13 protein-coding genes are annotated in these 13,793 nt (G+C 62.8%); 7 read left to right on the top strand and 6 right to left on the bottom strand.

The window, feature by feature from the left end; all coding sequences use genetic code 11:
• Positions 1-19: 19 nt before the first annotated feature.
• The 6 genes from ACSFBL_RS27880 to ACSFBL_RS27855 all read right to left on the bottom strand — a co-directional run bounded on the left by ACSFBL_RS27880 (position 20) and on the right by ACSFBL_RS27855 (position 6,867).
• Positions 20-1,141, bottom strand: coding sequence for an LLM class flavin-dependent oxidoreductase (locus ACSFBL_RS27880; protein WP_435519061.1), 1,122 nt, complete (start codon positions 1,139-1,141; stop codon positions 20-22).
• Positions 1,142-1,200: 59 nt separating this feature from the next.
• Positions 1,201-1,761, bottom strand: a complete 561-nt coding sequence (locus ACSFBL_RS27875; protein WP_435519060.1) for a flavin reductase family protein — start codon at positions 1,759-1,761, stop codon at positions 1,201-1,203.
• 291 nt (positions 1,762-2,052) lie between these two features.
• Positions 2,053-3,573, bottom strand: a complete 1,521-nt coding sequence (locus ACSFBL_RS27870; protein ID WP_435519059.1) for a tannase/feruloyl esterase family alpha/beta hydrolase — start codon at positions 3,571-3,573, stop codon at positions 2,053-2,055.
• Positions 3,574-4,037: 464 nt separating this feature from the next.
• Entirely contained in the window at positions 4,038-4,931 is an 894-nt protein-coding gene (locus ACSFBL_RS27865) for a helix-turn-helix transcriptional regulator (protein WP_435519058.1), read from the bottom strand.
• Between the two features lie 108 nt (positions 4,932-5,039).
• The gene (maiA, locus tag ACSFBL_RS27860; RefSeq protein ID WP_435519057.1) at positions 5,040-5,678 is read right to left on the bottom strand and encodes a maleylacetoacetate isomerase; all 639 of its coding nucleotides are present in this window, start codon (positions 5,676-5,678) and stop codon (positions 5,040-5,042) included.
• A 271-nt stretch (positions 5,679-5,949) separates the two neighbouring features.
• Positions 5,950-6,867 carry a LysR family transcriptional regulator gene (locus tag ACSFBL_RS27855; RefSeq protein ID WP_435519056.1) on the bottom strand — a complete coding sequence of 306 codons (918 nt, stop codon included), beginning with the start codon at positions 6,865-6,867 and terminating at the stop codon, positions 5,950-5,952.
• A gap of 128 nt (positions 6,868-6,995) precedes the next feature.
• On the opposite strand from ACSFBL_RS27855, the gene ACSFBL_RS27850 reads away from it, so the two are divergent.
• The 7 genes from ACSFBL_RS27850 to ACSFBL_RS27820 are packed head-to-tail and all read left to right on the top strand — an operon-like array spanning position 6,996 to position 13,679.
• A complete protein-coding gene (locus tag ACSFBL_RS27850) occupies positions 6,996-8,261 on the top strand; it encodes an aromatic ring-hydroxylating dioxygenase subunit alpha (protein WP_435519055.1) in 1,266 nt (421 codons plus the stop codon).
• Between the two features lie 4 nt (positions 8,262-8,265).
• Positions 8,266-8,736, top strand: coding sequence for an aromatic-ring-hydroxylating dioxygenase subunit beta (locus ACSFBL_RS27845; RefSeq protein ID WP_435519054.1), 471 nt, complete (start codon positions 8,266-8,268; stop codon positions 8,734-8,736).
• Between the two features lie 8 nt (positions 8,737-8,744).
• On the top strand, positions 8,745-9,062 hold the full coding sequence (locus ACSFBL_RS27840) for a non-heme iron oxygenase ferredoxin subunit (RefSeq protein ID WP_340339263.1): 318 nt from the start codon (positions 8,745-8,747) through the stop codon (positions 9,060-9,062).
• A gap of 24 nt (positions 9,063-9,086) precedes the next feature.
• The gene (locus tag ACSFBL_RS27835; RefSeq protein ID WP_435519053.1) at positions 9,087-10,352 is read left to right on the top strand and encodes an NAD(P)/FAD-dependent oxidoreductase; all 1,266 of its coding nucleotides are present in this window, start codon (positions 9,087-9,089) and stop codon (positions 10,350-10,352) included.
• 50 nt (positions 10,353-10,402) lie between these two features.
• A complete protein-coding gene (locus ACSFBL_RS27830; protein ID WP_435519052.1) occupies positions 10,403-11,785 on the top strand; it encodes an MFS transporter in 1,383 nt (460 codons plus the stop codon).
• Between the two features lie 32 nt (positions 11,786-11,817).
• Positions 11,818-12,525 carry a fumarylacetoacetate hydrolase family protein gene (locus tag ACSFBL_RS27825; RefSeq protein ID WP_435519051.1) on the top strand — a complete coding sequence of 236 codons (708 nt, stop codon included), beginning with the start codon at positions 11,818-11,820 and terminating at the stop codon, positions 12,523-12,525.
• A 17-nt stretch (positions 12,526-12,542) separates the two neighbouring features.
• Entirely contained in the window at positions 12,543-13,679 is a 1,137-nt protein-coding gene (locus tag ACSFBL_RS27820; RefSeq protein ID WP_435519050.1) for a cupin domain-containing protein, read from the top strand.
• Positions 13,680-13,793 lie beyond the last annotated feature (114 nt).

Here is a 13,793-nt window from a genome sequence, read left to right as displayed (position 1 = left end):
ATCCTTCGCCCCATTGCTGTCACGCGGCCAAGAGCTCCGCGGCAGGCGTCGATGTGGCCTTGCGCAACGTCGGCACCACCTCATGCGCAAGGCGCCGCATGGTTTCCCATTCCCACGCACGATTGCGGCCCATTCCGTCCATCGAGGCCATCATCAAGCCATGGAAGGGCCCCGTGCGCTCACGGAAGCTCACCAGCTTATCGGCGACGGTCTTTGGCGAGCCGTAGACCACCATGCTGTCGATCAGTTGCTCCACCGTGACTGCGTCGTCGGGCTGCTGGGGATCGTCCTTCATGACGGCGGTGTAGTTGACCGACTTCAGCACGCGCCACAGGTAGTCGAAGTAGTAGTAGTTGCTGCCGGCCGGATCCATCACCCGGTCGCGGGCTTCGGCATCGCTGTCCGCAATGATGATGTTTCGGGCGACGCGCCAGTCGTGGCCGGTCGGTTCGCGACCCGCCAGCTCGCAACCCTCGACGTACTTCTTCCAGTGACTGGCGATGACGTACTCCGGACAGAAGTTCGCGCTCATCGCACCGAAGCCGCGGGCGGCAGCCGTCTTGACGCTGTCGGAGAACGGCGACATCGCCGTCATCGAGATTTCCGGATGTGGCGTCTGGAACGGCTTGGGCATGAAGCCCACGCCCAGTTCCGGAATGACCATGTCCTTCAGCGAGATCTTCCAGTGCTTGCCGTCGATGACGTACGGCGGATCCTGCGACCAGATCTTGAGGATCGTGTCGATCGATTCCATCATGCGTTCCGTGCGATATGCGCCGTCCAGGACTTCAAACAGTTCCATGTCGCTCGCCAGGCCGCCCGGGCCAATGCCGAACAGCAGCCGGCCCTGGCTCATGTGGTCGAACTGCGCAACCTCGGCGGCGACGACCGCAGGGTGGTGATTGGGCAGGGCGATGACGCCCGTGCCGAAGCGAATGCGCTTCGTCTGGTGGATTAGTGACGCCAGGAAGATCAGCGGAGACGAGATCGGCTCCGTCGTGCAGGACATGTGCTCGCCGAGCCAGACTTCGTCAAAGCCGATCTCGTCCGCGTAAATGATCTTCTCGGTGTTTTCCTTGAAGGTCTCCGTCATGGGCCGAGTGGGTGGATGCAGAGGCATGCCGAACAATCCGAGTTTCATGAAGTCTCCTACTACGGTTAAAAAAGCACAGCGGTTGCCGCGCGAGGGAACGAACACAATCAGGCTGCGAGCTTCTCTTGCATGGGCGGCTTGCAGCGTTCCGATACACCGACACCTGACCCGTTGAACCAGACAAGGGGGTCAAGGTGCTCGTCGGCCAGATGCACGTCCGTGACGCGGCCAATGAACAGGGTGTGCGTTGCATAGTCGATGCGCTGGTCGACTTCGCAGGTGACGGCGGCAGGCGCAGATGTCAGGAAGGGCAGGGTGTCGCTGCTGTCCTCCCAATCGCCAGTGACGAAGCGCTCCGCGCGCCGTGAGCTTTGGGCGAACGCGCCAAGCAGAGGGTGGTGCGACCCAGCAAGGAGGTTGACGCAGAAGCGGCCGTGTGTGCTCAGGGTCAGATGCAGGCCTGAGCTCCGGTTCACGGAGATCAGGATTGCCGGCGGGTCCATGGATACCGGGATCACTGCAGACGCCGCCATCCCGTGAGGCGAGCCAGCCGCGTCGCGCGTCGTGATCAGAGTGACCGAGGAGGCCACCCGGCGCATGGCATCCTTGAACGAGTTCGCGACGTCGGCGGCATGTTCTGCGTCGCTGCAAACTGACAGTGTGGTCATGGTGAAAGTCTCCTGGGGTTGGGTTGTCTGCTGTGCCTGATCCAGTGCAGATGGCATGCCCAGAAGCATTTCCTTTGAAATCAATGACTTAGCTGCGTCGTGAGCGGCGCGCGTGCGACACGTTGCGACACTCGGGGTGTCGCGTGCGACAGCGAAGGCCAGGCGTCAAAGGGTCAACGGCCGGTTGGCCATGCTTGAACGCCTCGAGGCCGCCACGCCTCCGGTGACGGTGGCGCCTCGACGATGCGCAATTGCCTTTCGCACCGTTGGTCGACGTGGTTCGCGCCTGATCTACTCGCAGGTGTAGCTGGCCGCAACCTTGACCGATCCAGCCCCGCTGTACGTGGCGCGCTGCGGATAGGCACAGATGGGCAGTGAAACCGAACCATCGGACGAACTGAGATCGAGGCGGTTCGGCGCCGTGCCATTCTCGACCCACTGGCGCAGCGCAGTGAACAGTTGATCAGCGCTACTGCCGTTGATCGGCAAGGCCGGCAGCGGCACCTTCGTGGAGGCCGTGACGGTGCCCGTCGCAGCATCGATTGCGCTTACCTTGAATATCGTGTTGTGGCCCATCGCGGGAATGAGGAACAGGCGATCGAACTTTTGCACTTCCGCATCGCCACCCATGGTCGCCGCCGCGCGCGAGTAGTAGTTTATCGAGCCACTGGGCGTGATCAGTTCGTCGGCCAAGCCGTGATACGTCAGGATCTTGCCGCCCTTGTTGCGAAAGGCGCTCAGGTCCGGATTGTCGGTGTTGATGTTGCTGAACGACGACTGCAAGGCCACTCCTTGCGCATTCACGTTGGTGAGATCGGCATAGGTCAGGGTCTTCCATTTGTCTGCGGGCGTGCCGGTTGCGTTGGAGAAGGTCGCGGGCACGGTCTGCGCGTACAGCGGCGACTGCAAGGTCAGCGCAAGGTCTTCGGTCGCGATCGGGAAGGGGGTGCTCCCGGCCAGACTCGTCAGGCTGGTACCGCGAGTCAAGCCCCACCACAACTGCCCGGATGCTGGCGCCGTGCCGCTTGCGTTGTCGATAAGCGGATCGGGAGCGGTGCCGTCACTGGTCTGGCCGTACCAGATCTTGTTGACAACTTGAGCTTCGGCCAGGCTCAGGCATCTGTTCGTGTCGCCGTTGGTTCCTGCCGCGCCGGTCAAGGTTGCCGAAGTCGTGCACAACGCAGCGGCATCTTTGGATGGATCGTAGCGGCACGACGCGGGGTTCAGGATGAACCCGAGAGATTGGGGATCGCATGCCTTCGTTGCCGACGCACTGATTGCGTCGAGCTTCGTAGCAGCAATAGGTCCTCCCAATTCCTTCAGCATCACCGTCTGTGGATAGATTTCACTCGTGATGAAGTTGGTCCAGTTGAAAGCCGGCGCGCCCGCGAGGATGCCGTCGCAGTCACCCGGGTATGTCTGTGCCGCCTTGAAGCCCTGGCGGCCGCCGGTCGAGAAGCCGTCCCAGTACGCGAACTTGTGCGCCTTCCCGTAGTACAACTGGACCAAGACCTTGGATTTCTCGGCCATTTCATGAATGGCACGCTGCGAAAAGTCCTGCCAGGAGACCTTGTTGATCGAGCCGTCGGCATTCATGAGAAACGATCCGTTGGAGCCGCCGGTATAGGGTGCCGAGGTCTTGCCGTGATCTGACACAACGACCACGTAGCCATTGGCCACGGCAGCCAGGTGCAATGGCTGGAACGACGCGCCCTCGTACCCGATGCGGGTGATGTCCGTGTGGCGTCCACCCGCAAACCCGCCACTGCCGAAGGCTCGTATGCGATCGTTCCAGTTGCCCGGATCCGGCAACCAGACCTCGATGCGACGCCCTTGGTAGTCGATGGCGCTCCGGCGGCACCTGGATTTCCCGGACCGATCATCAGCTTGACCAAGCACATGTACGTGGTCAGGACCGGAGCGGCGGGGCTCGCCGGTGTCCCCGACAGGGCCAGCGAGTCTCCGGCCTTGAAAGACTTGACCAACAGCACCGTGGTGTTGGCGTCCGGCGCGAATGAAGTTTTCAGGCTGTCATTACAGGCTGATGCCACTTGAGGCGGAGCCGCAGTGGTCAGAAAGACGGGGGAATGATTGCCGCCTCCGCAGGCCGACAGGAAGAGCGCAGCGGCTCCGAACAGCCCGGCAATCCGGTGCGTGCGAAATCTCAAGGTCACGGTATCTCCTCGGTGAATGGAATGAATACCGAGGTTAGGACTGGGCGCTTGAGCGGTCTTTCGAAAAACGGTGGTGCGTTGTCGAAGAACGCCGATGGGGGATTAGGACTTTCGCGCAGTCGCAGGCGTGACGCCGAAGCTTTCGCGGAAAGCCTGCGTGAAGTGCGATTGACTGGCGAAGCCAAGCGTGAGCGCGACCTCCGCGATCGACATGGCCGTGTTCTTCAGCAGTATTCGAGCGCGATCCAGACGCCGTTGCAGCACGTAGCGATGCAGGGTACACCCCATACTCGCCTTGAAGCATTTCGCAAAATGATGTGGGCTCAACCCTGCTTCAAGTGCCAGCGCTTCCACACTCAAGTCCGTCGCGAGATCGGCCTCAATGAGGTCAAGCACGCGCCGGCGACTGTTGTTGCGAAGTTGGCCCGCGGGGGCGGCGACGACGGGGGCGCCGTAGTGCTCTGCAAGTCGGCCGATCAGTGCACTGGACAGGCCTTGAGCATAGAGCGCACCGCCGGGCGCTCCTCGTAGAGCCTCATCTGCCAACTCCTGCGCCAGCCACTGCAACTTGGGATCGAAGACTTGGTGCATCGTCTTCAAATCGAAGTCGGGCAGTTCAGGAGCCAAGCGGTGTACCCGCTCGGGCGTGAGAAACACCCCGACTGTCATTCCCGATTCACCCTCCCAACGCGCGCCGCTACGCTGGAAGTCGCGCCCATAAAGCTCGATCATGCCCGGGGCGGTGGCAAGTTCCACAGTGCGATGTTCGAATCGATACCATCGCCGGCCGCGTCCGCGCGTAGCCATCAGCAACATCGGAGCGCTCACGCACGCGGCGCCGCTCTCAAGCTTCGGCAGAATCGGATATGCACCCACCGGCAACCCGGCCCACGGAGCGGGTAACTCAATGAGCGGCGAACCCGAGGCGTTTCGTTCGACGGCCTCAGCTGAGCAGATGGTGTATCGCTCGTGATCGGGGAAGGTCCACTCGGTCATGTTCGTGAGGACTGGGCATGGTCAGCAATGATGCGACTACAGGTGACAGAAGCCAAGCAGGTTTGACGAATGGGAAGCGCAATGCTGGCCTGGCGTCGCAGGCCTCTCTCACGACGCGTCAGGCTGCGCCGCCGGTGCAGCGCGCTGGAAGGCGTCAAGCTTCCCGCACGATTCATCGATCGCGAGCAGGCGCGGCCACTGCGCCAAGTCCACCTTGAAGCGTCGCGCGCTTTCGATCTGGGGGATGAGATAGGCGTCGGCAAGCGTCGGTGCATCGCCGAAGGAGAAGCCTTGGTCTGAACCGCGGGCAGACAGAAAGGCTTCGTACGCGCTGAATCCACTGCTGATCCATGTGCCGCACCATTCGTCGATCGCTGCCTGATCAGCCCCGAAGCGATGCCTCAGCGTCTCCAGGATTCGCCGGTTGTTGACCGGATGCACGTCGCATCCGATGATTGCGGCGAGCGCCCGTACGTGCGCGCGGTCGAGCGGATCTTGCGGCAGCAGTGGTGCTTGCGGATAACGCTCCTCGAGCCATTCGATGATTGCGGGCGTCTGCGTCATCGTCACGCCATCGACATCCAGCGCCGGGACGAGTTGCTGGGGATTGATGGATCTATAAGCGTCGCCGAGGTGCTCTTCACGCCGCAGATCAACCGCGACTTGCTCATAGGCCAAGCCCTTGAGGTTGAGGGTGATGCGGAGCCTGTGGGAGGTTCCGCTGCGAAAGAACGAGTAGAGCTTCATTGGGTGAGGTCGGGGTAGGGGATGCAGTCGCTGCCCAGCACGCTCGAAGAGGTCCTGCGCGCAAGCGCGACCGATCACTCGCCGATGCGCGCAGCCGGGTTATGGAACAGCCGATCATTGCGCCGGTTGCAACATCGATCAATCGAATGTGCTGAATACAGCGCATAGATTTCAGCAATGTGGAGGCGACTTTCGTCAACTGTTTGTTCGGGTGTGCGCCTTTTCTCGGCATTCGCGGATGCAAGGTTGCGCCGCAATGGCGGGCGGCCGGCTATTGCTTGCTGGCCCTCTCGCCGTGCAGTTCTGTGACCAGAGACCGCAGCCAGACATTTGCAGGATCCTTGTTGTAGCGTTCATGCCAGAACAAGTTGATCGTGATCTCGGGGAGTTTCGCTGGGTGGTTAACGTACGACAGGCCAAAAGGTGTGACCAACGCCCGTGCAAGGCGCTCCGGTACAGTGGCGACGAGGTCGGAATCGTGCAGGATGTGCCCCACTGCTACGTAATGGGGGACGGTCAGCACGACCTTGCGGGTAACCTTTTGCCGCCGCAAAAGTTCATCGGCCTGGCCATGACCGGTTCCTTCCGAAACGACCACGACATGCTCGGCCGCGGAGAAGTCGCTCAAGGAAATCTTGCCTTTGTCGAGTGGGTGACCGATCCGGAACATGCAGACGTAGTGTTGCTTGAAGAGTCGGCGCTGAAAGTACCCCCCCTTCAATTGGGGGAGCAATCCCATCGCGAGGTTGACGTGGCCCGCCTCCATCGCGTCCTGCAGGTTAACGGAAGTGTTTCGAACCGTGCTGAGCGAGACGCCCGGCGCAATCCGCGCAAGCTCCTTCATCAGCTTGGGCAGGAAGTAGATTTCGCCGATGTCCGTCATGCCCACTGTGAAGGCGCGTTTTGACGTTGCCGGATCGAAGGTCGCACGCTGGTTGATTGCCGCATGGATGACCTGAAGGGCGCGGGCTGTCGGCTCAGCAAGTTGCTCCGCAAAGGGCGTCGGTTCCATGCCTTTGGGCGTTCGCAGGAACAGCGGGTCGTCGGTGAGCTTGCGTAATCGCGCCAACGCATTGCTAACCCCGGGCTGTGAAAGCCCAAGGCTGGTCGCCACCTTCGAGACGCGCCGGTCGATCAGCAATTGCTGGAACACAACAAGCAGGTTGAGGTCGATTTCATTGAGTTCCATCGTGGCCCCGCATTCGCCAAATCAATTTTGTGTATTGCCGGCATTCTATTGAACGATGGGCCGGGAGCGAGGATCATTCGCTCACCCCACAACGCCGGTCGTGAGACAACACGACACAGGAGACAAACATGGATGACGCAACAGCGGTCTTTCCCCAGCAGATCCACTGGGCAGACCAGGGTACGAGCCGCATACCCTTCATGGCCTACACCGAGGCCGACCAACATCGACGCGAACTCGAGCGTCTGTTCTACAAGAGCCACTGGTGCTACGTCGGCCTGGAAGCCGAGGTCCCCGAAGCCGGCGACTTCAAGCGCACGGTGGTCGGTGAGCGATCGGTGATCATGATCCGTGACGCCGAGGGCGGGATCAATGTAGTCGAGAACGTGTGCGCCCACCGTGGCATGCAGTTCTGCCGCGAGCGCCATGGCAACAAGAAGGCGGAAGGATTCACCTGCCCCTATCACCAGTGGAATTATTCGCTCAACGGCGACCTTCAGGGCGTGCCGTTCCGCCGCGGCGTGAAGCAGGACGGCAAGATCAACGGCGGCATGCCGGCCGATTTCAAGCCCGCCGAGCACGGCCTCAACAAGCTCAAGGTTGCAGTGCGCGGAGGCGTGGTCTTCGCGTCCTTCGATCCCGACATCGAATCGCTCGAAGACTTCATGGGCCCGACGATCCTCGGCTACTTCGATCGTCTCTTCAACGGCCGCAAGCTGAAGATCCTCGGCTACAACCGCCAGCGCATTCCGGGCAACTGGAAGCTGATGCAGGAGAACATCAAGGACCCATATCACCCGGGTCTGCTGCACACGTGGTTCGTGACCTTTGGCCTCTGGCGTGCGGACAACAAATCGCAGCTCAAGATGGACGATCACCATCGCCACGCCGCAATGATCTCGACACGCGGCACCAGCGGCAAGGCCGATCAGGTCACGCAGGTGTCGAGCTTCAAGGAGAGCATGCAGCTCAACGACGACCGCTTCCTGGACATCGTGCCCGAGCCTTGGTGGGGCGGCCCAACGGCCGTGATGATGACGCTGTTCCCGAGCGTCATCTTCCAGCAGCAAGTCAACAGCGTGTCGACGCGGCACATCCAGCCGAGCGGCCCCGGCGCGTTTGATTTCGTGTGGACGCATTTCGGCTTCGAGGACGACGACGAAGCCATGACGCAGCGGCGCCTGCGCCAAGCCAACCTCTTCGGGCCCGCCGGCTTCGTGTCGGCAGACGACGGTGAAGTGATCGAGCTATCGCAAAAGGGGTTCGAGCAGAAGCCCTTCCATCGCACGCTCGCCGAACTCGGCGGCCGCGAGGTCGGCGACACCGACCACATGGTTACCGAGACTTTGATACGCGGTATGTACGAATACTGGCGCAAGGTGATGGAGGCCTGAGATCATGAACTTCCAGGACCACTTCGAACTGATCCAGCTCTACGCCAACTACGCCAGCACCCTCAGCGCAGGCGATTGGGATGCTTGGCCGGAGTTCTTCACTGACGAATGCAGCTATCGCCTGCAACCGCGCGAAAACTACGAGCGCGGCTTTCCGCTGGCCACGCTCTCGTTCGAGAGCAAGGGCATGCTCAAGGACCGCGTCTACGGCATTCGCGAAACCTTGTTCCACGACCCGTACTACCAGCGCCACGTGGTGGGTGCTCCGCTGGTGAAGAAGGCCGAGGCCGATCGCTTCGAATGCGAAGCCAACTACGCGGTGTTCCGCACCAAGCTCTCCGAGCTGTCATCGGTGTTCAACGTCGGCCGCTATATCGATGTCGTCGTGCGTACCGAAGCGGGGCTCAGGTTCTCTTCGCGTCAGGTCATCTATGACAGCGAAATGATCCCCAACTCCATCATCTATCCGATCTGAGGCACGCCATGACCGTACTGAACTGGACCGACGCAGCAACCGTCGAAGACGTGCCTGCCGATGATGTCATCGGCATGATCGTGGCCGGCAAGGATCTCGCCTTGTACAGCGTCGAGGGCGAGATCTTCGCCACCGACAACATCTGCACGCACGGCCATGCACGCCTGTGCGAGGGCTTTCTCGAAGGCCATGAAATCGAATGCCCGCTGCACCAAGGCAAGTTCGATGTGCGCAACGGCAAGCCCACCTGCGCGCCGGTGACCGAAGCGATCCGGTCGTACCCCGTGAAGATCGAAGGCGGCCGCGTCTGGCTCGCCCTCGACTGACGTAACGCCTCCAAGGAGAACCCCATGACTGCAGAGCGACCTGAGGTCGCGGCCGCCGCATGCGCGGACGCCAGCGTGATCCAGAACATCGTGATCATCGGCGCGGGCCAGGCCGGCGGCTGGGCGGCCCAGACCCTGCGCGCCGAGGGATTCACAGGCCGGCTGGTGTTGATCGGTGACGAACCGCATCCGCCACATGAACGACCACCGCTGTCCAAGGCCGTCTTGTCGGGCGCGGCACTGCCCGAAACCACCCGTTTGATGAAGGCCGAAGCCTTCGAGGCGCTAGGGCTGAACTGGCGGCCGAGCGCCCGCGTGCTTCGGATCGATCGCGCCACCAAGCAGGTTTTGCTGGCCGATGGTGAGGCCGTCCCCTACGACAAGCTGATCCTGTGCACCGGAGGTCGCGCCCGCCAGCTCACATTGCCTGGCGCCGACCAGGTGCCGTTGCACACCCTGCGCACCATCGAAGATGCACAGGCGCTGGCACCGGCGCTGAGCGCTGGCCGCAGCGTGGTGGTAGTGGGCGGCGGTTGGATTGGCCTGGAGGTGGCCGCCACGGCTCGCCAGCAGGGCGCCGAGGTGGTCGTCGTCGAGACTCAGAGCCGGCTGTGCGAACGGACCGTGCCGGCTCAGATTTCCGAACACCTGCTGGCGTTGCACCGTGCACAAGGTACAAGCGTGCTGCTGGGTGCGGGTGTCAGCGGCTTTGCGCGGGCCGCGGACGGCCGCTCCGAAGTTCTGCTCGCCGACGGCAGCGCGTTGCGTTGCGACACGATCGTGCTGGGCATCGGGCTGGTACCCAACGACGAACTGGCGCGCGAGGCCGGCCTGGAATGCGATGGCGGCGTGCTCGTCGATGCCCGTTGCCACACCTCCGACCCCGACATCCTGGCTGCGGGCGACGTTGCCGTGGCACCCAACACCTGGGCCGGGCGCCGGCTGCGGCTGGAGTCATGGCAGAACGCGCAGGAGCAGGGCATTGCCGCCGCGCGCTCTGCGCTCGGCCATACCGTGGACTACCAGCCGCTGCCCTGGTTCTGGTCTGACCAGTACGGCATGAACTTGCAGATCTACGGCATGCCGGCCGCCGCGCACCGCGTAGTGCGGCGTGTCGACGAGGCGAGCGGCAATTTCGTGCTGTTCTACCTGGCTGGTGACGTGGTGCAGGCTGCCATCGGGCACAACGCAGCGCGCGACCTGCGCTTTGCACGCCGCCTGATCGAGCAGCGCAAACCCGTGGATGACGAGCGCCTGGCCGATCTGGCCACGCCGATGTCGAAGCAATGACCAAGCGCTGACCACAGCCCCTTTTGAAGAATCCCAACGAGACAAATACCATGCGCCAAATCGATGTCCATCAACTCGCGGACGATGCCCGCTTCAACCGCTTCCACGGTCTCGTGCTGTTCTGGTGCGCCATGATCATCATCTTCGACGGCTACGACCTCTCCGTAGTGGGCATCGCGTTGCCATCTATCATGAGAGACCTCGGCGTGGACCCTACGCAAGCGGGGTTCATGGTGAGCTCGGCACTGTTCGGGATGGCTTTCGGTGCCATCTTCCTGGGTACCTTGGCGGACCGCATTGGGCGGCGCTGGTCCATCGTCGTGTGCATCACCTTGTTCAGCGTATTCACGGCCGCCGCCGCGCTCGCACGGGACCCACTGGTATTCGCCGCCTCGCGCTTTGTGGCCGGGCTCGGCATCGGCGGCGTTATGCCCAATGTGGTTGCACACATGACCGAATACGCGCCGAAGAAGGTGCGCGCCACGCTGGTCACGTTGATGTTCAGCGGTTACGCGGTTGGAGGCATTCTGGCGGCCTTGCTGGGCAAGGGGTTGATCGAGAGCTATGGCTGGCAGTCGGTGTTCTTCGCGGCTGCGGCGCCTGTACTGCTGATCCCCTTCATCCTGAAGTCCCTGCCCGAGTCGATGCCGTTTCTGCTCGCCAAGGGGCGGCACGAGGAACTCAAGTGCATCGCGGCCCGGGTCGAGCCGACCTACCAACCGAAAGCCAGTGACGAACTCACCGTGCCTGCACGGGACAAGGCGCATGGCGCCCCGACACGGCAATTGTTCGCAGAGGGCCGGGGCTTCAGCACCATCATGTTCTGGATCGCGTTCTTCACGTGCCTGTTCATGGTTTACGCACTGAGCTCCTGGCTGACCAAGCTGATGGCCGGTGCCGGCTACAGCCTGGGTTCCGCGTTGACTTTCGTGCTGGTGCTCAACGTCGGGGCCATCGTTGGCGCCGTCGGCGGCGGCTGGCTGGCCGACCGGTTCCACATCAAGACCGTGTTGGCATCCATGTACGCACTGGCTGCCGTGTCGATCAGCCTGCTGGGCTTTGCCATGCCGCAGGAACTCCTGTTCATCGTAGTGGCGCTGGCGGGGGCCTCGACCATCGGCACGCAGATCGTGGCCAACGCCTACACCGGGCAGTTCTATCCGATGGCGATTCGCTCCACCGGCCTGGGCTTTGCGTTGGGCATCGGTCGCGGCGGCGCAATCCTGGCGCCCATCGTGATCGGCGTGCTGGTCAGCCTGAAGCTGCCACTGCAGCAGAACTTCTTCGCCATTGCGATACCGGGCGCCATTGGCATGCTGGCCGTCCTGCTGATCGATCACCGCAAGTCTGCATCGGTGCAGCACGCGGCGAGGCTGGCCATGGCCTCGGAAGCGGCCGCGTCGGCTGCACGCAATGCACACACCCACGCCTGATCCCAAACTACACCCACCACAAAGAACACATCATGACCGAAACCACTTATCTCTGGACTCCTCCTGCCATCAAGTCGTTGCCCGTGCGCGGCAAGACTGAGCGACTGCCCATCAACCGTCTGTTCTTCGTCGGGCGCAATTACCACGCGCATGCGGTAGAGATGGGAAAGCCTGTCGACAAGAGCGTCGAGCGGCCGTTCTACTTCACCAAGGCGCCGCAGACGCTGGTCGAGTCGGGCGCGACCGTGGCTTATCCGCCGGAGACGAAGAACTATCACCACGAGATGGAGCTGGTGCTGGCCATCGGCGCGCCGGGCTTCCGCGTGTCGCAGGAAGACGCGCACAAGCTGGTCTACGGCTATGCCTGCGGCTTGGACATGACACGTCGTGACCTGCAATTGGTTGCGCGCGACAAGGGGCGCCCCTGGGACCTGGGCAAGGACGTCGAGGAGTCCTCGGTCGTCTCCGAGGTCGTGCCCATGGAAGGCACGGTGCTCGAGCAGGGCGCACTCGAGATGACGGTGAACGGCCAGCCACGCCAGAAGTCCGATCTCGACAAGCTCATCTGGAACATCCGCGAGATCATTGCGGATCTCTCGCTTTTCTATCATTTGCAGCCGGGCGACCTGATCTTCACCGGCACACCGGAAGGCGTCGGTCCGCTGCAACCGGGTGACCGCATCGAAGGCAGCGTCGCGGGCGTGGGCGAGATCACGCTCAACGTCGGCCCGGCCGAATAAGCGCGAGGAACACACCCATGACCGTCGAAGCCATGCCGTCCCCCGTGCGCCTGAAGGCGGTTGCCGCCAAAGGCCAGCCCGATCCCAGTCCCGCGCTGGAACAGCTCTACCGTGGTTTCGAGAGCGAGTTGCTCGTCCCACTCTGGACCGAGATCGGCGATCTGATGCCGCAGAACCCGCGCAGCAAGGCCATGCCGCACCTGTGGCGGTGGGACCGGCTCGTGGAACTGGCCAGCGAAGCGGGCCGCATCGTGCCGGTCGGCCGCGGGGGCGAACGGCGCGCCATTGCGCTCGCGAATCCGGGCTTGGGCGGCAGGCCCTTCGCGACGCCCACGCTATGGGCGGCCATCCAGTACCTCATGCCGGGCGAGAACGCGCCGGAGCACCGGCACACGCAGCATGCGTTCCGCTTCGTGGTCGAGGGGGAGGGCGTGTGGACGGTCGTCAACGGTGATCCGGTGCGGATGTCCCGGGGCGACTTCCTGCCGCAAGCCGGCTGGAACTGGCATGCCCATCACAACGCGGCCAGTGCGCCCATGGCGTGGATCGATGGGTTGGACATTCCGTTTTCGTACTACACGGAATCCCAGTTCTTCGAGTTCGGGCGCGAGCGCGTCGGCACGGTCGAGATGACCACGCCGGAGTTCTCCCGTTCCGAACGCCTGTGGGGCCACCCGGGCTTGCGTCCGCTGTCGCAACCCGACGCACCGTCGGCCACGCCATTGCTGGCTTATCGCTGGGTCGACACTGACCGTGCGCTGGCCGACCAGTTGGCGCTTGAAGAGGAGGGCCATGCGGCGACGCTGAGTCCGGGACATGCGGCCGTGCGATTCACGAACCCCAGCAACGGGCGCGATGTGCTGCCGACCATGCGCACCGAGATGCATCGCCTCAGGAAAGGCGCCTCCACGCTGACGCACCGAGAAGTCGGGTCCTCGGTCTATCAGGTGTTCGAAGGGACCGGCAGCGTCACCGTGGGCGACAAGCAGTGGAACGTCCGGCGCGGCGACATGTTCGTGGTTCCCTCGTGGGCGCCCTTCACGGCGCGCTGCGATGCAGCCAGCGATTCGACGCTCGATCTGTTCCGGTTCAGTGACTCGCCCATCTTCGAGGCGCTGCACGCACATCGTTCGCAGGTGGGCGACCCGGCGTAGGCGGTTTGCGCACATGACGGCACCCGGGCGATCGTTGTTCTTCAATACCAGGAGCGAGCGCATCGCCCTGGCCCGCCAGCGCTATTTCGAAGAGGGGGAATTGCCCTCAGGCAT

This window comes from Variovorax glacialis, from assembly GCF_051216375.1.
Classification (GTDB): Bacteria; Pseudomonadota; Gammaproteobacteria; order Burkholderiales; family Burkholderiaceae_C; genus Variovorax.
The sequence above is the reverse complement of the archived record's forward strand: the minus strand, read 5'-3'. Positions and strand labels throughout refer to the sequence as shown.

What these genes read in the sequence shown, in the direction of transcription:
- ACSFBL_RS27825 (WP_435519051.1), top strand. Translation starts at nt 11,818, where the DNA reads ATGACCGAAACCACTTATCTCTGGACTCCTCCTGCCATCAAGTCGTTG.
- maiA (WP_435519057.1), bottom strand. Translation starts at nt 5,678, where the DNA reads ATGAAGCTCTACTCGTTCTTTCGCAGCGGAACCTCCCACAGGCTCCGC.
- ACSFBL_RS27830 (WP_435519052.1), top strand. Translation starts at nt 10,403, where the DNA reads ATGCGCCAAATCGATGTCCATCAACTCGCGGACGATGCCCGCTTCAAC.
- ACSFBL_RS27835 (WP_435519053.1), top strand. Translation starts at nt 9,087, where the DNA reads ATGACTGCAGAGCGACCTGAGGTCGCGGCCGCCGCATGCGCGGACGCC.
- ACSFBL_RS27845 (WP_435519054.1), top strand. Translation starts at nt 8,266, where the DNA reads ATGAACTTCCAGGACCACTTCGAACTGATCCAGCTCTACGCCAACTAC.
- ACSFBL_RS27855 (WP_435519056.1), bottom strand. Translation starts at nt 6,867, where the DNA reads ATGGAACTCAATGAAATCGACCTCAACCTGCTTGTTGTGTTCCAGCAA.
- ACSFBL_RS27820 (WP_435519050.1), top strand. Translation starts at nt 12,543, where the DNA reads ATGACCGTCGAAGCCATGCCGTCCCCCGTGCGCCTGAAGGCGGTTGCC.
- ACSFBL_RS27875 (WP_435519060.1), bottom strand. Translation starts at nt 1,761, where the DNA reads ATGACCACACTGTCAGTTTGCAGCGACGCAGAACATGCCGCCGACGTC.
- ACSFBL_RS27880 (WP_435519061.1), bottom strand. Translation starts at nt 1,141, where the DNA reads ATGAAACTCGGATTGTTCGGCATGCCTCTGCATCCACCCACTCGGCCC.
- ACSFBL_RS27840 (WP_340339263.1), top strand. Translation starts at nt 8,745, where the DNA reads ATGACCGTACTGAACTGGACCGACGCAGCAACCGTCGAAGACGTGCCT.
- ACSFBL_RS27850 (WP_435519055.1), top strand. Translation starts at nt 6,996, where the DNA reads ATGGATGACGCAACAGCGGTCTTTCCCCAGCAGATCCACTGGGCAGAC.
- ACSFBL_RS27865 (WP_435519058.1), bottom strand. Translation starts at nt 4,931, where the DNA reads ATGACCGAGTGGACCTTCCCCGATCACGAGCGATACACCATCTGCTCA.